The 20,724-nt window shown below is 44.9% G+C and carries 26 protein-coding genes; 9 read left to right on the forward strand and 17 right to left on the reverse strand.

Annotated elements, in window-relative coordinates:
* Positions 1-219: 219 nt before the first annotated feature.
* Positions 220-552 carry a hypothetical protein gene (locus IEV98_RS13020; protein ID WP_188506442.1) on the reverse strand — a complete coding sequence of 111 codons (333 nt, stop codon included), beginning with the start codon at positions 550-552 and terminating at the stop codon, positions 220-222.
* A gap of 245 nt (positions 553-797) precedes the next feature.
* Between IEV98_RS13020 and IEV98_RS13025 the strand changes: the two genes are divergently transcribed.
* The 3 genes from IEV98_RS13025 to IEV98_RS13035 all read left to right on the forward strand — a co-directional run bounded on the left by IEV98_RS13025 (position 798) and on the right by IEV98_RS13035 (position 1,968).
* Positions 798-1,016: a hypothetical protein gene (locus IEV98_RS13025; RefSeq protein ID WP_188506443.1), complete on the forward strand. Its 219-nt coding sequence runs from the start codon at positions 798-800 to the stop codon at positions 1,014-1,016.
* Entirely contained in the window at positions 1,003-1,413 is a 411-nt protein-coding gene (locus IEV98_RS13030) for a putative toxin-antitoxin system toxin component, PIN family (protein ID WP_188506444.1), read from the forward strand. The genes IEV98_RS13025 and IEV98_RS13030 overlap by 14 nt, the downstream gene beginning before the upstream one ends.
* Positions 1,414-1,809: 396 nt before the next feature.
* Positions 1,810-1,968 (forward strand): hypothetical protein, encoded by a 159-nt coding sequence (locus IEV98_RS13035; protein WP_188506445.1) that lies wholly within the window; start codon positions 1,810-1,812, stop codon positions 1,966-1,968.
* Between the two features lie 125 nt (positions 1,969-2,093).
* On the opposite strand, the gene IEV98_RS13040 is transcribed toward IEV98_RS13035, so the two are convergent.
* The 8 genes from IEV98_RS13040 to IEV98_RS13070 all read right to left on the reverse strand — a co-directional run bounded on the left by IEV98_RS13040 (position 2,094) and on the right by IEV98_RS13070 (position 8,226).
* Positions 2,094-2,522, reverse strand: a complete 429-nt coding sequence (locus tag IEV98_RS13040) for an EamA family transporter (RefSeq protein WP_188506446.1) — start codon at positions 2,520-2,522, stop codon at positions 2,094-2,096.
* A 139-nt stretch (positions 2,523-2,661) separates the two neighbouring features.
* The gene (locus tag IEV98_RS13045; protein WP_188506750.1) at positions 2,662-2,847 is read right to left on the reverse strand and encodes a CsbD family protein; all 186 of its coding nucleotides are present in this window, start codon (positions 2,845-2,847) and stop codon (positions 2,662-2,664) included.
* Between the two features lie 104 nt (positions 2,848-2,951).
* Positions 2,952-3,827, reverse strand: coding sequence for a lysophospholipid acyltransferase family protein (locus IEV98_RS13050; RefSeq protein WP_188506447.1), 876 nt, complete (start codon positions 3,825-3,827; stop codon positions 2,952-2,954).
* On the reverse strand, positions 3,827-4,747 hold the full coding sequence (locus IEV98_RS13055; RefSeq protein ID WP_188506448.1) for a DUF6268 family outer membrane beta-barrel protein: 921 nt from the start codon (positions 4,745-4,747) through the stop codon (positions 3,827-3,829). Before IEV98_RS13055 ends, IEV98_RS13050 begins: the two co-directional genes overlap by 1 nt.
* Positions 4,748-4,909: 162 nt before the next feature.
* Positions 4,910-5,668 carry a LytR/AlgR family response regulator transcription factor gene (locus IEV98_RS13060; RefSeq protein ID WP_188506449.1) on the reverse strand — a complete coding sequence of 253 codons (759 nt, stop codon included), beginning with the start codon at positions 5,666-5,668 and terminating at the stop codon, positions 4,910-4,912.
* Positions 5,665-6,591: a sensor histidine kinase gene (locus tag IEV98_RS13065; protein ID WP_229738734.1), complete on the reverse strand. Its 927-nt coding sequence runs from the start codon at positions 6,589-6,591 to the stop codon at positions 5,665-5,667. Before IEV98_RS13065 ends, IEV98_RS13060 begins: the two co-directional genes overlap by 4 nt.
* Complete coding sequence (locus IEV98_RS24505; protein ID WP_229738735.1) at positions 6,569-6,757, reverse strand: hypothetical protein; 189 nt, start codon at positions 6,755-6,757, stop codon at positions 6,569-6,571. Before IEV98_RS24505 ends, IEV98_RS13065 begins: the two co-directional genes overlap by 23 nt.
* A 140-nt stretch (positions 6,758-6,897) precedes the next feature.
* A complete protein-coding gene (locus IEV98_RS13070) occupies positions 6,898-8,226 on the reverse strand; it encodes a DUF2927 domain-containing protein (protein WP_229738736.1) in 1,329 nt (442 codons plus the stop codon).
* A 384-nt stretch (positions 8,227-8,610) separates the two neighbouring features.
* Between IEV98_RS13070 and IEV98_RS13075 the strand changes: the two genes are divergently transcribed.
* Positions 8,611-9,165, forward strand: coding sequence for a hypothetical protein (locus tag IEV98_RS13075; RefSeq protein WP_188506452.1), 555 nt, complete (start codon positions 8,611-8,613; stop codon positions 9,163-9,165).
* Here IEV98_RS13075 and IEV98_RS24730 read toward each other — a convergent pair.
* The 7 genes from IEV98_RS24730 to IEV98_RS13110 all read right to left on the reverse strand — a co-directional run bounded on the left by IEV98_RS24730 (position 9,104) and on the right by IEV98_RS13110 (position 15,076).
* Positions 9,104-9,283, reverse strand: a complete 180-nt coding sequence (locus IEV98_RS24730; protein WP_371870671.1) for a helix-turn-helix domain-containing protein — start codon at positions 9,281-9,283, stop codon at positions 9,104-9,106. The genes IEV98_RS13075 and IEV98_RS24730 overlap by 62 nt on opposite strands.
* Positions 9,280-9,762 carry a thermonuclease family protein gene (locus tag IEV98_RS13085; RefSeq protein WP_188506454.1) on the reverse strand — a complete coding sequence of 161 codons (483 nt, stop codon included), beginning with the start codon at positions 9,760-9,762 and terminating at the stop codon, positions 9,280-9,282. Before IEV98_RS13085 ends, IEV98_RS24730 begins: the two co-directional genes overlap by 4 nt.
* 140 nt (positions 9,763-9,902) lie before the next feature.
* Positions 9,903-11,255 (reverse strand): eCIS core domain-containing protein, encoded by a 1,353-nt coding sequence (locus IEV98_RS13090; RefSeq protein WP_188506455.1) that lies wholly within the window; start codon positions 11,253-11,255, stop codon positions 9,903-9,905.
* Between the two features lie 101 nt (positions 11,256-11,356).
* A complete protein-coding gene (locus IEV98_RS13095) occupies positions 11,357-12,178 on the reverse strand; it encodes an AraC family transcriptional regulator (RefSeq protein WP_188506456.1) in 822 nt (273 codons plus the stop codon).
* Positions 12,179-12,266: 88 nt separating this feature from the next.
* Positions 12,267-13,262: an SDR family NAD(P)-dependent oxidoreductase gene (locus IEV98_RS13100; protein WP_188506457.1), complete on the reverse strand. Its 996-nt coding sequence runs from the start codon at positions 13,260-13,262 to the stop codon at positions 12,267-12,269.
* Positions 13,263-13,673: 411 nt separating this feature from the next.
* Entirely contained in the window at positions 13,674-14,759 is a 1,086-nt protein-coding gene (locus tag IEV98_RS13105) for a hypothetical protein (protein ID WP_188506458.1), read from the reverse strand.
* A complete protein-coding gene (locus tag IEV98_RS13110; RefSeq protein WP_188506459.1) occupies positions 14,726-15,076 on the reverse strand; it encodes a PadR family transcriptional regulator in 351 nt (116 codons plus the stop codon). The genes IEV98_RS13105 and IEV98_RS13110 overlap by 34 nt, the downstream gene beginning before the upstream one ends.
* A 216-nt stretch (positions 15,077-15,292) precedes the next feature.
* Between IEV98_RS13110 and IEV98_RS13115 the strand changes: the two genes are divergently transcribed.
* Together IEV98_RS13115 and IEV98_RS13120 are read left to right on the forward strand one after the other, a co-directional pair.
* Positions 15,293-15,664 carry a helix-turn-helix domain-containing protein gene (locus IEV98_RS13115; protein WP_188506460.1) on the forward strand — a complete coding sequence of 124 codons (372 nt, stop codon included), beginning with the start codon at positions 15,293-15,295 and terminating at the stop codon, positions 15,662-15,664.
* A gap of 90 nt (positions 15,665-15,754) precedes the next feature.
* Positions 15,755-16,510, forward strand: coding sequence for an SDR family oxidoreductase (locus IEV98_RS13120; protein ID WP_188506461.1), 756 nt, complete (start codon positions 15,755-15,757; stop codon positions 16,508-16,510).
* 100 nt (positions 16,511-16,610) lie between these two features.
* Here IEV98_RS13120 and IEV98_RS13125 read toward each other — a convergent pair whose 3' ends face one another.
* Complete coding sequence (locus tag IEV98_RS13125) at positions 16,611-19,031, reverse strand: ABC transporter permease (RefSeq protein WP_188506462.1); 2,421 nt, start codon at positions 19,029-19,031, stop codon at positions 16,611-16,613.
* A gap of 198 nt (positions 19,032-19,229) precedes the next feature.
* Between IEV98_RS13125 and IEV98_RS13130 the strand changes: the two genes are divergently transcribed.
* From IEV98_RS13130 to IEV98_RS13140, 3 genes are all read left to right on the forward strand, one after another.
* Positions 19,230-19,562: an ArsR/SmtB family transcription factor gene (locus IEV98_RS13130; RefSeq protein WP_188506463.1), complete on the forward strand. Its 333-nt coding sequence runs from the start codon at positions 19,230-19,232 to the stop codon at positions 19,560-19,562.
* Between the two features lie 61 nt (positions 19,563-19,623).
* Positions 19,624-20,088: a DUF6428 family protein gene (locus IEV98_RS13135; RefSeq protein WP_188506464.1), complete on the forward strand. Its 465-nt coding sequence runs from the start codon at positions 19,624-19,626 to the stop codon at positions 20,086-20,088.
* A 19-nt stretch (positions 20,089-20,107) separates the two neighbouring features.
* Positions 20,108-20,722, forward strand: coding sequence for an arsenate-mycothiol transferase ArsC (locus IEV98_RS13140; RefSeq protein ID WP_188506465.1), 615 nt, complete (start codon positions 20,108-20,110; stop codon positions 20,720-20,722).
* Positions 20,723-20,724 lie beyond the last annotated feature (2 nt).

Genomic DNA, 20,724 nt, shown 5'->3' on the forward strand with positions numbered 1-20,724 from the left:
ATCGGGTTGGTATGCACCAAATAACGAAATCCGAAGTAATAATCTGCCAAGCTGAACGGCCTGTGCTATGAAAGTGCCACGCCGTCGAAATAGGTTTCAATCAAATTAGGGTATATTTATTGTTAGTTGTTGACCTGCTCAACAACTTAAAATATCTTGGAAGCTATTGGATTAAGCATCCACGTTTTTTACTGCTCTCGGAATCCGCCTTTGCTCTTGCTAACGGTTCCCACTAACGGCCAGTTGGTACGGATCAGTTGTTTGATAGTGCGTCCTTCCACTCGGTACAGGTTTCCGGCTATACACATACGAAATAGCCAAAATGCCCAATATCACGAGCGGCAACAACATAAACCCAATAATCTGATCTAGATTATCAGGCCAATGTATATGGCCATCTTGCTTAACGATATCGGCAGTTAGCCAAGCCAAAAAACGGGTATCGTCTAGCCTTCGGATGTCCTCGCGAAACCATGAGAGATACCGGGAGCTGACTGACTCATCCTTGCGCAAATGAATGGGAAAATCGTAGATAACAGGTTTGGCATGCATAGCGATTCGTATTGGCGCTACAATATAGTAATTTTTAGCGAGGGTTATGGAAAATCAAACCTCATAAGCAATATGAATAACCACAGCGATGGAAGGGGTTCTTACCAGCTCACGTTGGATTACATTTCATTATCCAGCCGAGTCGTTTTTCGAGGAGTCTCAGCTTCGAAATTTAGTGAGAATTCAGGTTTATCAAAACATTTTGTAAATTTGTATAAATGCATTTGACAGAAAGGAACATTATTATGGATCGCATCGTATTAGAGGTTGATAGTGCGTTGGCCCGAGTTTGGAGAAACAGTGCTCCTGCGCTCAAGGCAGAATATGAGCGTAAAATAGCTGATATGCTCCGAGAATTGAAGGAAGCTGAATTTGATAAGCTATTGGATAAAGCTGGGAGAACAGCGAAAAAAAATGGGTTAACCGAAACCAAACTAAACCAGTTACTGAGTGAAGAGGATTAAGCTATTCGTATTTGACACCAACACGCTAATCAGTTCATTTTTATTGCCCAATTCCGTCGCTAGGCAGGCGCTAAACCGCGCCCGAAGAATGGGGCATATAGTCTTGTCTAAAGCAACGGCCGATGAGTTTAAAGGTGTATTTGTTCGCCCTAAATTCGATCGGTATCTCCCACTCGCTGTCCGGCTAGAGATTATTGAAGGTTTTGATTCTCTGGCGGTATATATTAACCCACGGCATACAGTAACGGATTGCCGAGATCCGAAGGATAATAAATTTCTAGAAATCGCATTGAGCGCCAAGGCGAGTGCCATCATTACCGGAGATCAAGATTTACTCGTGCTCCATCCGTATAAAGATATTCCTGTTATCAATGCCGCTACGTTTTTGGAACAATAGATGTGGTAAGCTGACACCATCTGCTGGAGTCATTTGATTTCGGCATGAGCGCAATGGCATGCTATACTCGAAAAGCATAACGATCGCTTTGATCAGAACAGTCCAGGCAACCGGAATCTGATTAGTATTGACTTGTGAGGCAAATATATTTGATGATAATTTATTTAGCAAAAAGGCAACCGATTTTAACCGTTTATATCCGTTTATAATCGGCTATGAAGGGTGTCCCGAATATTAGAATATCACGCATAAATTTGGTAGCGTTTTTATTTCACCAAAGGATAAACCAGGGTTTATTGCGGATCTGACAAAAATGAATATGGAGATTGAAGTGGCCTGAGTTTGTCCAGCTAATGGCTTTCTTATTAAAAGAAAAATAACGTAATTTTGTATGTTATGAAAAAGGCGGTTAAAATTGAGGATGTGGTTTTTGGGAAAAAGGTGACCATTATCATTGATGAGCAGCTTAACAAGCTTAAGGGCAAAGTGCTTGCTCCAAGAAAACTGGCTCAGGCCAATAAAAGCCTTCGGAAGATTACGTCTTTACCCAAATAGTTTTCCCACCAACATCAACCTTCATTCAATTCCATAGCGTTGATTGGCTGTAAAATCTATTCAGTATACTATTTGGATCTCAGATGATGGCGATGACAGCCAGGCCTTTACCTGTGCATTTGTAATTATTTGGCATTATCGGAAAATGTAATCAGTGCGGCACCAGCAATCATAATCGCCGCGCCGACGATAAGTTGCCAGGTAACTTTCTCTTTAAGAAATAAAACAGCAAGAAGTATGGCTATAACCAACGATGAGCGTTCTAGCGTAACAACGTACGATGCAGGCCCCAAGGATAAAGCTTTATATGAAAACAACGTAGAAAGTGAAGTACAAATTCCTGCACTGAGCAGGAATATCCAAGTGTTTTTTTCAATGGATTTAATTGCATTGAGATTTCCCTGGTACAGCACGACTGACCATGTAATCAAAAGTATTAATACTGCCTGAATAGCGAATGCTAAACTTGAGTCGACATTTTTTAGCCCAGCTTTGGTTAACACGATAACCAAAGCAGCAGACACCGCAGCCAATAAGGCCCATACAATCCACATACACCTATTCGTTTATTCACCAATAGGTGAATGCATTAAAATATGGCGGGCTTAACCAATCAAAAAATCCCCGATCGCTTAGCGTTTCGGAGATCTTTTTGAACATTTTATTGAATAGCCCTTTCTGCACTAGCAATGATTAAAGGCTGTTCAAATAACTTACGATTTCTTCTCTTGTCTGTCCGGTCTTCTTTTGTAATTTACCGATTAGTTCATCTTCCTTTCCCTCGACGTACGTTAAATCATCATCAGTCAAGTCCCCCCACTTCTGTTTCACTTTTCCCTTTAACTCGTTCCAGGTTCCCTTCAATTTTAAATTATCCATTGTGTTTCTCCTTATTTTTTTTGATAATAGGATAACATATCCTTGGCTTGAATGTTTTGTTGAAAAATCGGTAATGACGTGGCCACGTAAAGCCTGACGGCTTGCTATCTTTTCCATCGTTGATGCGTCCATAACCAACCGTACGGTTCTTCCCTTATGTTTTCGGATAATAGGTCGATGTATTTTTTCGTTACCTCACCTTCGGGAGTGGTTTCCGCCTCGGAACTCAGCGGCAAGCAGGCCACACGGTAATACCCTTTTGATACCTGCGTGATATGCAGATAAACAACCGCGGACCGGGTCTTCCGGGCCAGTTTTTCCATCCCCGAAAAAAAATATGTCTCCTGGTTTAACAAAGTAAACCTGTAGTTTTCTTCCCTTATGCGCGGGCATTGGTCTCCAAGAAAAAGATAGACGGCTGGATGCGCGTCTTTGGCGTGCATATGGCGTACAACGGCGCTATCGGCTATCAACTTCATGCCGAAACGCGACCGGATCTTGACGGTAAGCCTGTCCATTACCGGCGACCTGAGCGGTTTGTAAACGGCATAGACTGCGTGTGGAATCTTGCATGGCATAACGTTCAATAATTCCCAATTACCGCAATGTCCCAAACAGGCAATCACATTACGCCCCGATTTTATATACCGGTCTATCAGCGCTGTGTTCTCAACGATTATTTTTTTGCCTAGCACTGCTGCCGGAGCGGAGACCCCTTTTAAGATTTCGGCAAAATAGGCTGCAAAGCAAGCGTAGAACTTTTTTACAATGGCCTGGATCTCTCCATACCGTCTATCGGGGAAGGAACGCGCCACATTTTGGAGCGCTACCGCCTTCCGATACCCGACAATGTAATAGGTCATAAAAAAGGCAATAGAAGCCATTGCATAGAGGAACCACATGGGCAGCAATCCCACAACAAAGGTCACCGAATAGATGCCCCGATAGGCAACGGTTTGTAAGGCTCGTTTGAGTTTCATTACTTAAACTTCATCTTTAGGCCGATCGATGCGTATGGGGACACGGAAAAATGGTAATCGTTGTCACCCGCAAATACCCCCTTCAAGGTCCGGTCGCTGTAGGCTGCCGGTCGGTACAGGTTTAGGCCTGCCATCCCGATTAGAGACAACCTGTTACTAAGTTTCACTTCGGGACGGAACCCCGTAACGATATACTGGTGGGAGAATATGATAGCCTTGCCGTCCTTTTCGAGCAGGGCAACCTGTCCGTTCATTTCAAGGGCATACGAGAGTCTCAACCTTTCATTAAAGGAATAACCTGCTGCTACATCCAAACCTTCGACCAGCTCTATGTTCACGTCAAATTTCCCCTTGTGTCTCCAATTGACATATACCGCCGGGAATACCATCGGATAACCCAGGGAGCTGTTTATGGCCACACCGCCGCCAATGTCGAGACTGGGGTTGAGGTGCCGGATAAAAACCAGTCCGCCGCTGCCGAGTACATTCTTGAAGCTGATTTTGGAAAAATTGGCAGATGGAGTAAATATCCCCATCCCGGCACTTGCCCGCAACGACCACCTCTCGTTCAGGGGTCGGAGATGATAAACGCCCAATTGCAGGTTCATGATCTCCGAGACCATGTGTTGCGAGAAATTTTGGCTTTTTAGCGATACGTATGCTCCGCCAAAACCAATACCCCAGGCAGTCGGGCGATTGTTCTCATTTAATTTCAGGTATAACGGCATACTGAACCCGGCTTGGTACACCATCGCGGAGCCTTTTGCATCCCCTATTTTCTCCCTTGGCTTCTCGCCGGGAGGCAGGTAGTAGTAGCCCGAATTGCCAAGGTACTCGGTTCGGAAAGACAGTTGCTGTGCTTTTCCTTCCAGATAGCCTAGCGTAACAAGTGTGATTAAGAATAATGTTGTTGACTTCATGATTTGCTGGTGGCTTGTGATCTTTGTGCTAAAATTTGTGTTTTTTGCTTTATTCTGGAACAAAGGAACAGTGAAGGGCGAGATGCCGGAAGCCGGAACCGATAGGCTTCAGGATTTAGGGGATGGAATTGAGTATCGAACGAATGGATTTTCTGTGCGGGGCTAGTCGACGATCCCGTCCATCCATTTCAGGAAGTCCGGAACGCGCACACGGCTTACCAGAACCTCGTGGGGACATGCGGGCAGAAAGGAGAGTTTCAGGCGGCTGTTGAAGTACCTGGCCACATTTTCAATGGCTTTTACATTCCCGATGCAATTTCGTGAAACGCGGAAAAAAAGCCGGTTATCGAGCTGTTGATCCAATTGATCCAAGGTGTAATTGATGATAAACCGCCTATCGCTGAACGTATGCAGGAAGACGACCCCATCTTCACTATAAAAATGGGCGATATCCGTGGTCTCTATGTAATGGTAGTTTTCTCCCTTGGATATCAGGAAGCGGTTTTTGGTTTTGCGTGATAATAGCTGCTCCAGGTGCTTGGGGTTGGTGCCAGGATGATGGTTGTTGTGGAAAATATGCTCAAATTTAGTCAATGCTACCTCCAGTTCGCGCTCGTCGAATGGCTTCAGCAGGTAATCAATGCTATTCATTTTGAACGCCTTGACGGCATGCTCATCGTAGGCGGTAGTGAATATGACGGGCGTGGTAACATCTACGTGATTGAATATTTCGAAGCAGTTACCGTCTGCCAGACGGATATCCATCAGTATCAGGTCTACGGAAAACCCCTTCAGAAACGCGATGGTATCGATGACCGTTTTGGTATAGCTTTCGAGCAGATAACCGGGGCGCAAGTTGGTCATCATGCGCTTAAGTTCTTCGTAGGCGAACCGCTCATCTTCTACTATCAGGTATCTCATGGCTGGATATAAGGGATTTTTACGGTAAACTGTTTTTCGGAATGCTCAATCAGCACCGCTTGGGCATGCATTTTATATTGCTCGGCAATGTATTCCAGTCCGATGCCGCCTTTCTCGGCATCGTTGGATGGCTGTAGATTGTTCTCAACCTTGATGTATTCGTTGTCTATGGTTATTTGTATGTGCAGTAGCGACTCTTCGGTTGCAACGTTGTGCTTGAATGCATTCTCTATAAGTAGTTGCAGGGTAAGGGGAATGATCATGCTGTTCTTACGGTCTGCCTTCCTGTCTACGTTAAAGGTGAACGAGTTTTCGAACCTCATCCTCATCAGGAAGATATACGAATCCAGGGCATCGAGTTCTTCTCCAACGGATACGAGTGGTTGCCGCGTGAGGGAAAGCACATAGCGATAGGTCTTGGAGAGGGCCTTTGTAAACCGGTTGGCATTATCCGGACTGATGTATATCAGGGAAGAGAGTACATTGAGCGAATTGAACAGGAAATGCGGATTTATCTGCGAGCGTAGTGTTTCGTGCTGGAATAAAAGCACCTTACGTTTGGCTATTTCGGAGTCGGCTATGGCTTTCTGCTCGGACTGGAAGTAATAGATCAGTTCAAACACCAATAATATGGGGATATTTGCCGCCATGGCAAACGCGAACTTTACCGCAAACGGTGGTAGCCCAGCTTCGGGGATCAATAAAATCTCGTATATCAAGTAATTGAATAGCCATAAGAGTGCGAGGCATATTAAGGTGATCCCAGCGATGTCTGCCACAACGCGATAAAATATATTCTTGGAATAGGGTAAATAATTGTTCAAGAGACGCAGCAATCCATAATCGGCTATGCACATGCTAAAAATCACGACATAATGGGCCGATAACTGGATATGGAAATTATGCCATAGATCCTCCTTCATGAGGATAATGCTGAAAAGCATCTGGCATAACGCATAGATCAGTGTAGAAACAAAAAATATAAGTATTCGCTTTATGTCCTTTTTTTTCATTTGGATCATCTTTCAAAATTAAAGCTTCCGGATAAGATTTTAGTTGAACGCCTCCTACTTTTCTGATGAACTTCATTATTTAAGGGATGAATTTAACGCCTTGCCTTGCCAGTGCAGGGTTGATGTATTATTTGTGTCCGCTTGAATTCCTTAACCTTTCGGATGAACATGGTGAAGCCGAGCTTGTGCGCCGAATTTGATAAACTATTAAAACGTTCATTTGCCCATGTTCAATTTAATTTCCTTGAAATCGATTAATTTCAGACCATCTATAAATTCGTTGGAATAGACCAGCTTCAACAAGTTTGCGTATCGCGGGGTAAATGCTATTCCACTCCCCTTAACTCTAAACAACTCGTTAGTGCGGGACGGCTCTTGTGGCATCTGGATTAAGCTGAAATAGATCGCATCAGTTATGCTCCGCTGCCTTAATGCTTGAGCGCTTTCACTGGTGTTGAAGGCGAGCAGTACTTTATTCTTAATAAGCTTGGGAAACATACACGTTCTTCCAGCGATTATTTCGTTACTGCCTTTTATCGATTCCTTTTGGTGGTCCGATTGACGGAAGTCTAAAATAATTCCGTGACTGGGTTCAATAGCGGGTGGCTCAGCTAGCTTGAGGTTTATATTGGGTGATAGCTTATTGAGGGCCGAAATAGCATGCGCTATGGTGAGTGAGTCTTCCTTTTTTATCGGTCCATACATGTACAGGTTTGTTTCTTTAGGGTGCTTTAGGAAGACTCCTTCGAAAAAACATTTTTCAACATCCTCATACGACGTTTGCGGGTATTTTTCCAGTAAATTTTTAATCTTCTGGTGTGTATTAACTGCGTAGAGCTCATCAGCAAAGTCCTTTTCAAATGACTCTCTCGTGTAGTTTGCATGAATTACAGGTTCATAGAGCAATGACAGTACGTTAACGTCTAATGGTGTTAACGATTTAGCCGGATTGTAATTCTGAAAGAAAAGACTGCTCGGATAGTTATAACTGTCGCCTACGATACCAAGCGATTGTAAGATTTCCTCTAGCACGACCTTGTACCTTGTTGAGTGGGTAAGGTCCTTTTCCGTGCAATAAATGCCGACGTTAGCGTGCTCTATAATGCCATCATAAGCAGTTGATCTCCCCATTCCGAAATGTTCATCGGAATCATTATCGCTTATGGAAACGCTGTCTAACTTTAAAAAGGCGTGAACTTCTTTTAAAGCCCCAAAAAACAGCTTAATTGATGCGGAATCACTAGTTTTGGCAAGCGAACACTTGATGGGAAGATTCAACTCACTTATTTCCGAAATCGCTCTTTCGACATATCCGATCTCAACTTCAGTCGCATGGCCTAAAATTGCAATCGCAGGGTTAGAATTCCATTTTGTAATGATATTTCTTTTACCGTTGCCATCCTCGTGAAAAACCGTTTCGTAAAAGTAATTCAAGGTTTCGACGCTATATTTATCTTTTAAATGGTTCAAATTTTTAGCACTGATTGTCGACTCATCCGATGGAAGGCAACCTTGGATTACGGCAAAGAAATGAATGCCTAGCATCCAATAGACGAATTGACTTTTTCTTGACGACATTATCATAAAGTGATATTAAGCATAATGACAAGCAATCGCTAAGATAGCTTCTTCATTTCACTCCTCCTCATCGTGGTTGTATTCTGTACTGATGCTTTCAATTGGTTTACCTGGCAAAGATATAGTTTTATTAAAATTTTAGCGGTTCATTCCGCTATGAGTGTTTGCAAATTGATGGTTAATCACTTACTTTTATAAGACCTAAAGGACTAGGCCCTTAAATTAATACCGACTTTAGGATGAGTAATAAACATTGATTTGGATAGTGACCATTTGGGTGATTCTCGTTGTTGTTGGGAAAAAGATGTTGGTATACCGCAGCGAATGATTGGTTGGTAAAACGATTAGATTATGGATCCAATAACTATTTTGTTTTTTGCAATTGCTTCCATGATTGGAATGGAAGATAGCCGGATATTAAGCCGAAAAGTAACGGTGACTATTAACCCGGTAGACAAAACGTTTGACGTTAGGCAAGAAGACCTTTTTTCGATCGTTATGCTGCCCGAGGATAGCCTTGCGGTAGTCGACGAATTGCACGGTATCCTCGCGTTTGACAACAAGGTTAAAAATAACGGGGCAATTGGTTTAGTGGTAGACCATATCCTGTTCAGCAAAAATGATCAACAGTTGGATGCTAGAATAACCGGTCATTACACCGATCCAAAAACATTAGGTGAAACCGGAATCAACCTTGATACGCTATCCATGTCTGAGTTTTCGCTGATCAATTTTACGGACTGGAACTTTCGCTCTCCAGATGCTGTTTTGCAAGGGAATTATTGGGTTTGGCCAGCTGATAAGCCGGTTACTTTTGTCTTGGAACCTTTTGAAAATATGCCGGCTACGTTTTTGAAACATCGGCGGTCTGCATTGACGTATTACGATCACTGGCTAAAAAAGTGATCCTTATCCACAATGGCACAGGCAAAAGCAACAATATATTGCCAGGGCAAGATATATCAGCCGGCTTGCAATTCAATGCGTTACAGATTGCATCCAACGTTTCGATCGAACGCCTTATTTACTACGCTCAGCTCGTTTGCGTTTGCGCCATTCCCACGGGGCTACCGCATCTTTTTCTACCCAAAGTCCACGCTTGGATGTTTTTGCTATGGTTTCCATTCTCGCCCACTCTGGGCTGGGGTCGTAGGTTTTGTAATGCCAGGCTAGACCCGCCTCCAAAAGGCGTTCATTAAGGTTGATGGTACCATTGATCAGGACGATACCAATAACCCTCCCGTAGCGATCGGTATCTAGCTGCTGAACCTTTACCTTGCCCAACGCAAGCATATCTTTGGTAAATTGTGTTGCAACACGACTATATGGCTGCCCCTTTTCCGGACAGTCGATTCCGTGCAGCCGGATGCGTTGCTGCTGCCCCTCCACCAACATCGTAAACGTATCGCCATCAGCAACACGGACAACCTCGCCGGAAAGGTATTGGGTTGTTGTGCATGTACTGGTTAAAAAAAGAAATAAAACAAGGACGCGGCTAAACATGGCGCGAAGATAGAATAAAAAGCCACCCAAAGGATGGCTAAAATGACTGCGTTGTTATTAAACTATTCGATTTTATCCAGTGCATTTATAGTACTTAACCACGGAATATTTGCTGTACCTTTTTTGCATTGTGATAACAGCTATTTTGGAAATTGCGGGTCACCTGTTTTGAAAAATTCTTCGCGCAACTCATTTAGACCGTCCCAGATGTCCGAAATTTCTTGATTTGAAAACCCTTCACTTTGTAAATGTGGAACGGTTTTCTCCCAATCCCATATCGCAGCCTGCATCAGATCCTTTGCGTCATCTGAAATCTGATTTGGCGTATTCCGTCCGCCATATGTGCGGGATGAAGCTCTATGCCAGACTTCGGTAACGACAACGGTTATCGCCTTTTGATAAGCAATCCTCGCCATCCCGCGGGTGAGCACCTGATTTAACGAGCGATGCAATTCCAAACGTATCGCTTCTTTGATGGCTGCCCCCGATGGCTGATGGTCTCCGGTAAGTCCATCGCCGGTCTGTTCGAGGTACTGGATACCTCCATAAGAACCGTAATCGCCTATGCTTACCCCACTGTTAGCTTTTTGTCCGGTAAGCTGCCCCCATGTGCCGTGGGCCAATGGCTTGGTAGCGTTTAATGCCGAAGTAGATGTGAAGCCAAAATTGATGGGATTTTGAAAACTGATACCACCAACAGAAAACATCGGGGTTGACGGACTGGACACTTCCTGTATAATATTGCTTTGCCCGCGGACGCGGACGCCGTTGTCGCCAGATACGTCATCGAACGTATACCATCCGCCCCCGTCTATGCTCGCTAATCGCCCGGTGTCATTAGCTCCGTTATCATCCCGTACGATTGAATAATATTTCCCAACATCACCCAGAGATACCGGTACCAGCTGAAAGACGTGGCTTGAATGGAAGCGGGCTTGCAAAATATTTCTTGCGGGCAGCCTTAGCGGTACAGATTGCCCTGCCAATTGCCCCATCGTATCGGCCTCCTTCTCTAAACTGCTATCGTCATTTACACTTACCCCTCCCTTCATCTGCAAAGTGGGCCTTACCCTCCCCTGCTTTTGCTGGACCACATGCCAGGCCTCATGTGGAAGGTGCTTTTCCTGCCCGGGCGCGAGGTGGATGTCCGTACCCTGCGCATAGGCATGTGCTTGCAATTGTGCTGGCTTATTGGAGTTATAGTGCACCTTCACATTATCCAGGGAGTAACCGGATAGGTTTTCGATACCTGCTTTGAGGCTGTCAGGCAGTCCGGTACGGTTTGGGCGCTCCCCCTTGGCCTTAACCTGCAATTGTGTGATTTCATCTCCACGTGGGCTGGTATCGGCCATTTGTTGGATAGCGGCCTGGTTGAGTGCTTGCGGGCGATTATCGGCAAAGCAGGCGGATTGATGAGTCGCTCGCCCGCGCTGCTGCGTGGAGGATTGTAATGGCTTGGACTTAACGGTGTTTTTTTGGTACGACGCTTTCATATTGACTTTGGTTAAACCAAAGTTAGGACATAGTGACGAATTTTTATTTCACTTTATTTTGTAATCATCTTTTTTGAGGGGATTATCTTGCTCAAAAAATATTAACGACCTGCTCTTTGCATAACCAATTCCGTTGGTGCGTAGCCGAATTGCTTTTTAAAGGCAAACGAAAAATGCGACAGATTTTCAAATCCTACTTCGTAGCACACCTCGACGGGCTTGTTCTTTCGTTCAGTAAGCTGGTAATGTGCCAGTTCCAGCCGCTTTTGAGTAAGCCACCGCTGCGGTGTGGTGTTAAACGCTTTTGCAAAATCACGTTTGAACGTGGTTAAGCTCCTGCCCGTGAGATAGCTGAACTTCTCCAACGGCATGTTGAACATAAAGTTCTTTTCCATGAAACTTATCAGGTTCACTTTATGCGGGTCATCAAAATTTGCCAGGACACCATCAATCTGCGCATCGATGGTCCGCAGAATGCTGATCGCTTCCGTGATTTTCAGCAACGCCAGGTTTTCGGGGAACGGTTCTTTCATATCGAAGTATGGCACGAGCGAAGCCAGGCAGCTTTCAAGCAACGGGTGGTTTTTGAAGTGGTGGATCTTCGACACGGGAGCAGCTTCTGCATTAACTTCCAGCCCATTGTAAAAATTGCGAAGGATTTTTTCGGTCAGGAGCATCACAACCGTTTTATGGGGCAACCCTTCCGTTGGATAATTGATGACCGTCGCCGGCTTATTTCTCGGAATCAGAAAAATATCGCCTGTCTTGAATGTATGCGTTGCTTCTGACTGCACGATCTTGGTTTCGCCCGAAATGAACCAGATGAGCATGTGCTGGTCAAACATGATCTCCGTTCTGGAAAACTTATCCTCATAGCAGGATAGTTTTATCTCGGGGACAAGGTATTTTGATGTGTGTTCCATGCTATTGAATAACAATATTACAAATTTAGAAAATTGGTTTCTTCAATTTATCGGGTCACGACCGGGCCGGTGTTGTAGGTTTTACTTGTTATAGAATTTGAAACTTGATGCCTGTTAATTCTTCACTTAAACTCCATAGGCGTTTTGCATCTGCTTCGTCCAGAGAATAGCTTTTTACACCATTTGACATTTCGGAATCCGAAGCTAATACGGCAACGTCGGTGTCTTCGCAATACACCCCGCCAATACCTTCCAGTTGCGGACTTGTAGCGCACCAGACCGTAGTTGAAGCACCCTGCGGAATGGTTTTAAGCGAGGCGGCTACTTCGGGAAGCATATTGCCTTGTTCATCACAGAAGCCCATTTTTATAAATAATTCCAGTGGCGCTTCCCTGCCCAGTTCCGTTTCTCCGATAGAACCCGGATGTACCGAGTAGGCGCTCACGCCACATGCTCTGGCCCGATTGTCCAATTCAACTGTAAAGAGGTTGACAGCGGTTTTGGATTGCCCGTAGCCTTGCAGGGTTTCATAGTCCCGATGTTCGAAATTCGGGTCGTAAAAATTGAAAGGCGCGAAATGATGGCCGTGAGAAGACACGTTGATCACCCTTGCACCGTTGGCATTTTTAAGTGCCGACCATAGCCTCGCCGTGAGCTGGAACTGCGCCAGATGGTTTACCGCCAGTTGCGATTCGATACCACGGCTGTCTCTGCGTAGTGGTACCCACATAATTCCTGCATTGTTGATCAATAAATGAAGCGGTCTTCCTGAAGCCAGGAACTTTTGGGCGAATGTATCAATAGAAGCCGGATCCATTAAGTCCATCGGTTCTATTTCTACATGTGCAATGCCCTGCAGGTTTTTCCCCGCTTTCTCCATGTCCCTTGCAGGAACGATGACGGTGGCTCCTGCACTTGCCAGTGTCTTTACCGTCTCCAACCCGATGCCAGTATTACCGCCTGTTACGATCGCGATTTTTCCCATCAGGTCAATGCCCTTAATTACTTCTCTCGAAGTTGATTTTGCGTCGAAGCCCGAACCGATCGGCTGTTGTAATGCTCCTTGATAATTGTGCTGTTTCATCTCTTTAATTTTAATTTTTATCAACGAAACAAAGGTAGATAGGCCATCAATGGATGACTTTGTTTAAACGTCCGAAATTACTTTGTTTAAAAGTTCAGAAGCAAAAACGCTGTTTGTGACAAAAGCGTGACTAGCCCTGAGTTGCGGAAACGAAAAGAAACCGTCATCGCAAGTCTGAACCGGAGACGGTTCATTGCAGCGAGCAAACCGGAAGAGATGGAAACAGTAAAAAAACTAACCATCAGCGTGTTGAACAGGAGGTCTTAAACCGAATCCCGAAAATCCTTGACAGCCTTGATATGTTCTTTTATGGCCCTAATTTTATCGAATTTGACTTCTCACCCAAGCAGCCAACGAGCTAATCTTGCCTTAAAGGGAATGCGCTATGGGTTGAAATGTCTCCAATTAACTTCACGCGGTATTCAGGAGGTCCCTGCCGGATAAACGATAGTTAAAAAAGCGCCCGCCTAGATAACCGCCAGCCAAGCCGACCAACAGTCCAATAACAAAATAAGGCGTCATGATGGAATATCCGTCATTTAGCCTGGACAAATCGGCTTGAATACCAACACTAATTTCAATAGCTAATCCAAGAATACCGTACCAGAAAAGGTACTTTATGGTACCTGTCCGATTGTAATAACTGATTGCAAAAGCTCCAACGAAATAAACTGCTCCGAAATATAACCCGGCAATCAGCGCTGCATTATGCGGTGGAAGAACACGGGTGCTAGCCGCTAAAAGCTCGGTGGCAAACCCAGCTACCAATAGAAACCAGATGGAGGGTCGACTGAAAACACGCTTCAACGTAGCATTTTCGGGGTTCTTTACGGTGAAAAACATACTGACCAAGCCGATAAACAGCATGAATAGCAGCAGGTAAAACGTAAATTCTACGTAAGGATTTATAAACTCATAGAGCGCAATGAAAATGACGTCTTTTTTGGTGTTGAGTTGTACAGCGTTCTGTACCGATGATGCCACCACCATGAGCAGGGCCGCGTTAACCAGCATTAACAGTGGCCGCCGTTGGAGTTTCCGTTGCAGATAGGCAGCGATGGCGCGCTTGTGGTATACCAGTAAACCAATCGCAAAACAAAGCGTCAAATGTATGGCAGCAACTAAGGAGAGCGAAAATTGGGTTACATCGCCGCTTCTCAGGGCACTGCCATAGACAAAAGTTAAAATAGCCTTGCCTAACCACCATAAGCCTGTCAATGCGACAAACCCAAAAATAAAATGAACCCAAATCCGATTAACCTTCACTGAAGGATTTACTTTCTCGTATTCCCTCACCAATTGCTGCTGGGTACCCAAACGTTTCGTGGCAACCATAAAGGCTTCCTCTTCGGTAAGCCCCTGTTTAGCGAGCATCATAACGGAGTCGATGAGATGGCTAGCGAGCTCTTTCGCATCATCAGGAAGCAAACTGCCTGCTGACGCAATTGTTGCGACGTGCTTCTCTACTGCTTGTTCAATGTTAAATGAGGTTGCCATAATTGTTGCATTAAATCATAAACGAAGGTCCATTGGCCTATTTGGGAATCCAACTCTTTCATTCCTTTGCCTGTAATCTTATAATATTTACGCTCTCTTCCATTGTCGGCTTTCTTCCATTCGGCTTCGATCCACTTCTTGGCTTCCATTTTTTTGAGCACGGGATACAACGTACCCTCTGCTACATCGAGGTGTCCGCCGGATTTTTCCTTGAGATGTTGAATGAGTTCATATCCATAACTCTCCTGCCTTTTCAGGATCATTAATACCATCGGCGCAAGAGAACTGGCTATTAGGTCTTTTCCAACTTCTTTCATAACGCCACAAACATACATAGAAGTTCTAAGTATACAAACTTTTTTTTATTTCCCCCCAAAAATTGAATCCTGATACTCGAGGTTGCATGCGTTTCATTTTAATCCTGAAATCTATCTTCGGCATCTGATGGACGGCTGATGCGCCCTCTTTTACCGAAAAGTTCACCATACTTGGCTTTTCAAAATCGCTACCTTTGTAAGGTGAGTAATTGAGAAATGGAGTTTAAAGCGTCAGACATATCAGATAGAAGTGAGGAAATAACCCGGGATTATTTTCGGCTTTTAGACAAGCACATTGCCGATGTGATAACGGGAAGGGTAAGTGATTTTATGGAAATCAACCAGATTGCCGGAGAATTATGCCTCTCGCACCAACACCTTACAGACACCATAAAGAAACAGACCGGAAACCATCCCTGCCACTATTACGACCTCAAAATAATTGAGCAGGCAAAGATCATGCTTTCCGAAACAGACAAGTCCGTCTCCGAAATTGCAAGGATACTGACTTACGATCCATCTAATTTCTCTAAATTCTTTAAAAAATTCGTTGGTCAGACAGCAGGACAATTCAGAAAAAACAAATAGCATAAAAACTTCCGAAAAGTTCACCACGATGGAATTACTTTTCCTTCACAACTTTGTCGTATTAATTGTAAAACATTAAAACATAACGCAATGGCAAGGAATGATTTAAAAGGAAAAGTAGTATTAATTGCAGGCGGTGCAAAGAACTTAGGAGGATTATTGAGCCGTAATTTTGCGGCTAATGGTGCGAAACTTGTAATTCACTACAACAGCGATAGTACCAAAGCAGATGCCGAAAAAACACTGGCAGATGTACACGCAATTGGAGCGGAAGCAACACTCTTCCAGGGCGACCTGACCAAGGTGGAGAACATCTCCAAACTTTTTGACGCTGCTATCGAGAAATTCGGAGGTATTGATATAGCCATCAATACCGTAGGAAAAGTATTGAAGAAACCTTTCGTAGCAACCACCGAAGAGGAATACGACAGCATGAGCGACATCAACTCCAAAGTGGCTTATTTCTTTATACAGGAAGCCGGCAAAAAGCTGAACGATAATGGTAAGGTCAATACCATCGTGACCTCGTTGCTGGCTGCTTTTACAGGGTATTATTCTACCTACGCAGGAGCCAAAGCTCCTGTAGAGCATTTTACCAGAGCGGCCTCTAAAGAGTTTGGCCCACGCGGAATTTCCGTAACCGCAGTAGCTCCGGGACCAATGGATACACCTTTTTTCTACGGCCAGGAAAATGATGATGCCGTTGCGTATCATAAACAGGCTTCGGATTTGGGCGGATTGACCGATATTAAAGACATCGCACCGCTGGTAGAATTCTTAGTGACCGACGGGTGGTGGATTACCGGACAAACCATCTTTGCAAACGGTGGCTATACGACAAGATAGTAAGTACTTGGCGATGGATAGTTGATCATGTACTTGTTCAGCTATCCAATGCTTTCAAATAGAAAACGACAGTTTAACCGCCTTGCACCATCCTAAATGATTACTCATCCCGCAACGACTTGACCGGATTGGCTGTCGCTGCTCGTATTGCCTGCCAACTTGCCGAGAGGAGTACCAGAACAATGCCTGCAAGACCGGCAATCACAAACGCCCACCACGGGATGGTGACGCGATAGGCGAAATTTTCCAGCCATCGTTTTACAGCCCATAAAGCGATGGGGCTCGCGATTACGAAAGCAACAAGTGCTAGCTTCACAAAATTCAGACTCAACAAGGCGACAATATTTGCCACCGTGGCGCCCAGCACCTTCCTGATACCGATTTCACTTCCGCGCAGTTGAGCGGAAAACAACGCCATACTCAAGATCCCGAGCGATGAAAGCAAAAGACTGAGTGAAGTGAAGGTGAGCAAAACGACAAATACTTTTCGGTCTTCTTTATATAAATTATCAAACTCTTCATCAACAAATTGGTATTCGAAGGGTTTGCCGGGATAATATTGCTTCCACACCTCCCCAACTGCGTTGAGTGCATCTTTGACGCGGCCGGCCTGCGCCTCCACAAGAAATACAAGGCCCATCCCATGCTGGTCGAGCTCAAGAATCACAGGCTGTATAGGGACATGCAGACTGGCATGATGGAAGTCTTTTGCCACGCCGATAACAGTGCCCTGACGGAAACCTTGCTGATCGAAGGTCGTTCCCACTACCGGTTCTTTTAAGCCGAATGTTTTTACGGCTGTCTCATTGATGACAATGTTCCTTTTATCGGACGGATTCGCACGGTCAAACCACCGCCCCTCCTGAATATGGAGGTTGGCCAACGAAAGGTAATCATGGTCGATAGAAAGCTGAACGGCTTGTTGGGGCTGGTCCACGGGTGGATAGCCGCCCCACGTGTAGCCAAGGCCCATAGGGGCCGGATTATCAATAAGGGAAACGCCATTGACCTTTGTAACACCTTTGATGGCGCTGCTGGAAAGTAATTCGGATTTGAGGGTTTGCAGGTTTTGACGAAATGCTTCTACCTGTTCAAACTGACCGCCGTACAACATGTTATCAGGCATGGCTGCGACAAACCGGAACACCTGATCCATCCGGTATCCCGATGCCTGTTGCTGAACATAGCGAAACTGTGTTTGAATGACCAGTACGCTGATGATCATACCGATGGCGAGCACCAACTGACCGACCAATAGGCTGTTTCTCAATGTTACGTTGCCGATGCGCAAGGCGCCGCGCCCCCGAAACAGTTGAAGGGGACTGATGTTGCTGATCAAAAGAGCAGGATAAACGCTGGTCAATACCAACACGACCAGAAATACCAGAAGCATCGCGACCACTGTTTGTATATCGAATAATGAGAAAGAAAGGTGCGTTTCAAACTGAGCATTGAAAACGGGAAGGAATAGGATCACCATGGTGATGGTCAGCACCATGGATATCGCAATGGCTACCATGTTCTCGGTCATGGTCAGGAAGAATAACTGGCGTTTACTTGCGCCGGCCACTTTGCGGATTCCCACTTCTTTGGTACGTAAACTTGCGCGGGAGACGGATAAATTTACAAAGTTGACACAGGCGGTGAGAAGTAACAGTGCGCCCAACAATGCAAACACACGGATGGTATTCGTATTGCCTTTGGGCAGATCGGAGTAGCTAAAGCCCTTATGAAGATGCAAATCAGTAATCGGCACCAGCTCCTGGTGTGCCAACTTGCCTTCGTAGTAGGCGTGATTCGCCCGGTAAATAGCCGTTATTTTTTTTGCTGCCGAAGCAGGGTTGGTTCCAGGTGCTAATTTGAGTACCACCCATGAGGATCTATCCGACCAACTGCCGTCTTGATGGAAATAACTACTGCTAAAAAGGATGTGCTGCGGGATCAAAACATCTTGCCGAAACGAAGAATTGGACGGGATATCTGCAAAGACGGCTCCTACAGTTACCGCCGTGGAATCGATACGGATGGATTGCCCCAGCGCGGATCTGTTGCCGAAGTATTGGCGGGCCTTGGTACGGCTGATAGCGATCTGATTGGTATGCTGCTTAAAGATATCAAACGTTCCCTCCTGCAGTGTATAGTCAAGCAGCTGGGTCCAATTTGAATCGACATACAGTGCGTTGTGCTCATAAAAGCGTTCAGAACCGACAGCTATAATGGGAAAATAACCCCGACTGGCTGCTGCAGCGAGCGCTATTTCGGGTACCTCGGCCTTGAGGGTTTGGTAGGCCGCGTACGGACTGGACTCCGCCAATTCGCCTTCCGATTCGTCGAACTCGCTAAGCAAATAGAGCTGTGCTGCATCTTTGTGGTACGCGTCAAAAGTTAGCTCAGATTGTATCCAAAACATAATCAGCATGACCACGGACATCGAGATGGCGAGACCTCCGATATTGATAAAATGGTAGGTTTTGTATCTGAAGATACTCCGCCATGCGGCTTTGAAATTTTGCTTTAGCATTTATAATCGCGTTTGGAGATGTAACAAACTCAAATATACGCCACCCGTAACTGACTTAAGAACTATCAGTTACACATTAACATTCTTTAACACAGTACATCTGCAACGCTCGCACAGATCGGCGTTAACGAAAAAAACAGGCAAAAAATCTTTGAGAATCAATTATTATATCGTAATATTGCGATGTTATAGAAAACCATGGGGCTTACGAAATCAGAAATATTTACGGACGAACAGAACAAACTGGCTGGTTTGTTTAGGGCCTTAGGGCATCCGGCAAGGGTTGCCATTCTTCAGTATATCATCAATCAGAAAGCCTGTATCTGCAATGATTTGGTTGATGAACTGGGATTGGCGCAGGCCACCATTTCCCAGCACTTAAAAGAGCTGAAGAACATCGGTATCATCCAGGGAACGATTGAGGGCAAATCCGTTTGCTATTGCATTGATGAGAAACTGTGGAAACAAATCCAAGCGGCATTTAATGCATTCTTCAACCAAGAGGTAAAGGTAACCGGTTGCTGCTCATAATATTTTTTTTACCCTTATCATCGTAATATTACAATACGTCGTTTAATAAAAATTTACACTTATGAAACTATCAACAATCAAAGAAATCCTGCCAACACTAGACAATGTTGAATTTAAGCTAGCGGACGGAACATTTGTTCCCGAACACTTCCACGTGACGGAAATCGGACAGATCACCAAACATTTTATTGATTGCGGTGGTGTTGTCCGTACAGAGAAAGTGGTGAACTTCCAACTGTGGGATGCCAATGACTACGCGCATAGACTGAAGCCGACCAAGCTATTGAACATCATTAAGCTTTCGGAAGAGAAATTAGGCATGGCGGATGCCGAAATAGAGGTAGAATACCAAAACGAAACGATTGGCAAATTTGACTTGGATTTTGATGGCAGGCATTTCATCCTGAAGAACAAACAGACAGCCTGCTTGGCAGGCGATGCCTGCGGTATCCCTTCGGAGAAACAGAAAGTAAAGTTATCGGAGTTGAACAGCAATTGCTGTACTGCGGATTCGGGATGTTGCTAAACACTAAAGACCAACCGGAATGTATAAAAATTTAGCTGAAACCATACAGGGGATTATTGACGTTCAGACCGTAAACGAAGAACGCAAAACCGTACTGCAACCGCTGGTAGACTTTGTACAGCAAAAAGCGAACATCGGAGCGGATATAAACCTCCATTTCATCTGTACCCATAATTCACGTAGAAGCCACTTGGCACAGGTGTGGGCGCAGGTGGCGAGTGCCTACTTCACCATTCCGAACGTACATTGCTATTCGGGTGGTACGGAAGAAACGGCACTATTCCCGAAAATAGCGGAAACATTGACCGATCAAGGCTTTAACATTTTCAGGATTGCGGAAACCGCTAATCCGGTATATGCCATCAAATACAGCGATGATGCGTTGCCCATCATCGGGTTCTCCAAAAAATACGATAGCCCTTTCAATCCTGTATCGGCATTTGCCGCCATTATGACCTGTTCGCAGGCAGACGGCGGATGCCCGTTCATTGCCGGTGCGGAAAAGCGAATACCCATCACATTTGAAGACCCCAAGATTTCAGATGGTACGCCCGAACAGGTACAGGTATATGCCGAAAGCAGTCTGCAGATAGCGCAGGAGATGTTCCATGTTTTTTCTAGGGTTAAACGATAGCC

The sequence above is a fragment of the Parapedobacter pyrenivorans genome (assembly GCF_014636865.1).
Classification (GTDB): Bacteria; Bacteroidota; Bacteroidia; order Sphingobacteriales; family Sphingobacteriaceae; genus Parapedobacter; species Parapedobacter pyrenivorans.

Bases quoted from the DNA above. Each gene is read 5' to 3' on its own strand.
- IEV98_RS13055 (WP_188506448.1), bottom strand. From the start codon at position 4,747: ATGAAGTCAACAACATTATTCTTAATCACACTTGTTACGCTAGGCTAT.
- IEV98_RS13125 (WP_188506462.1), bottom strand. From the start codon at position 19,031: ATGCTAAAGCAAAATTTCAAAGCCGCATGGCGGAGTATCTTCAGATAC.
- IEV98_RS24505 (WP_229738735.1), bottom strand. From the start codon at position 6,757: ATGAAGTTCATCAGAAAAGTAGGAGGCGTTCAACTAAAATCTTATCCG.
- IEV98_RS13050 (WP_188506447.1), bottom strand. From the start codon at position 3,827: ATGAAACTCAAACGAGCCTTACAAACCGTTGCCTATCGGGGCATCTAT.
- IEV98_RS13040 (WP_188506446.1), bottom strand. From the start codon at position 2,522: ATGTGGATTGTATGGGCCTTATTGGCTGCGGTGTCTGCTGCTTTGGTT.
- IEV98_RS13060 (WP_188506449.1), bottom strand. From the start codon at position 5,668: ATGAGATACCTGATAGTAGAAGATGAGCGGTTCGCCTACGAAGAACTT.
- IEV98_RS13130 (WP_188506463.1), top strand. From the start codon at position 19,230: ATGGGGCTTACGAAATCAGAAATATTTACGGACGAACAGAACAAACTG.
- IEV98_RS13135 (WP_188506464.1), top strand. From the start codon at position 19,624: ATGAAACTATCAACAATCAAAGAAATCCTGCCAACACTAGACAATGTT.
- IEV98_RS13120 (WP_188506461.1), top strand. From the start codon at position 15,755: ATGGCAAGGAATGATTTAAAAGGAAAAGTAGTATTAATTGCAGGCGGT.
- IEV98_RS13140 (WP_188506465.1), top strand. From the start codon at position 20,108: ATGTATAAAAATTTAGCTGAAACCATACAGGGGATTATTGACGTTCAG.
- IEV98_RS13020 (WP_188506442.1), bottom strand. From the start codon at position 552: ATGCATGCCAAACCTGTTATCTACGATTTTCCCATTCATTTGCGCAAG.
- IEV98_RS13115 (WP_188506460.1), top strand. From the start codon at position 15,293: ATGGAGTTTAAAGCGTCAGACATATCAGATAGAAGTGAGGAAATAACC.
- IEV98_RS13065 (WP_229738734.1), bottom strand. From the start codon at position 6,591: ATGAAGGAGGATCTATGGCATAATTTCCATATCCAGTTATCGGCCCAT.
- IEV98_RS13095 (WP_188506456.1), bottom strand. From the start codon at position 12,178: ATGGAACACACATCAAAATACCTTGTCCCCGAGATAAAACTATCCTGC.
- IEV98_RS13100 (WP_188506457.1), bottom strand. From the start codon at position 13,262: ATGAAACAGCACAATTATCAAGGAGCATTACAACAGCCGATCGGTTCG.
- IEV98_RS13105 (WP_188506458.1), bottom strand. From the start codon at position 14,759: ATGGCAACCTCATTTAACATTGAACAAGCAGTAGAGAAGCACGTCGCA.
- IEV98_RS13045 (WP_188506750.1), bottom strand. From the start codon at position 2,847: ATGGATAATTTAAAATTGAAGGGAACCTGGAACGAGTTAAAGGGAAAA.
- IEV98_RS13070 (WP_229738736.1), bottom strand. From the start codon at position 8,226: ATGCTAGGCATTCATTTCTTTGCCGTAATCCAAGGTTGCCTTCCATCG.
- IEV98_RS13075 (WP_188506452.1), top strand. From the start codon at position 8,611: ATGGATCCAATAACTATTTTGTTTTTTGCAATTGCTTCCATGATTGGA.
- IEV98_RS13035 (WP_188506445.1), top strand. From the start codon at position 1,810: ATGAAAAAGGCGGTTAAAATTGAGGATGTGGTTTTTGGGAAAAAGGTG.
- IEV98_RS13090 (WP_188506455.1), bottom strand. From the start codon at position 11,255: ATGAAAGCGTCGTACCAAAAAAACACCGTTAAGTCCAAGCCATTACAA.
- IEV98_RS13025 (WP_188506443.1), top strand. From the start codon at position 798: ATGGATCGCATCGTATTAGAGGTTGATAGTGCGTTGGCCCGAGTTTGG.
- IEV98_RS13085 (WP_188506454.1), bottom strand. From the start codon at position 9,762: ATGTTTAGCCGCGTCCTTGTTTTATTTCTTTTTTTAACCAGTACATGC.
- IEV98_RS13110 (WP_188506459.1), bottom strand. From the start codon at position 15,076: ATGAAAGAAGTTGGAAAAGACCTAATAGCCAGTTCTCTTGCGCCGATG.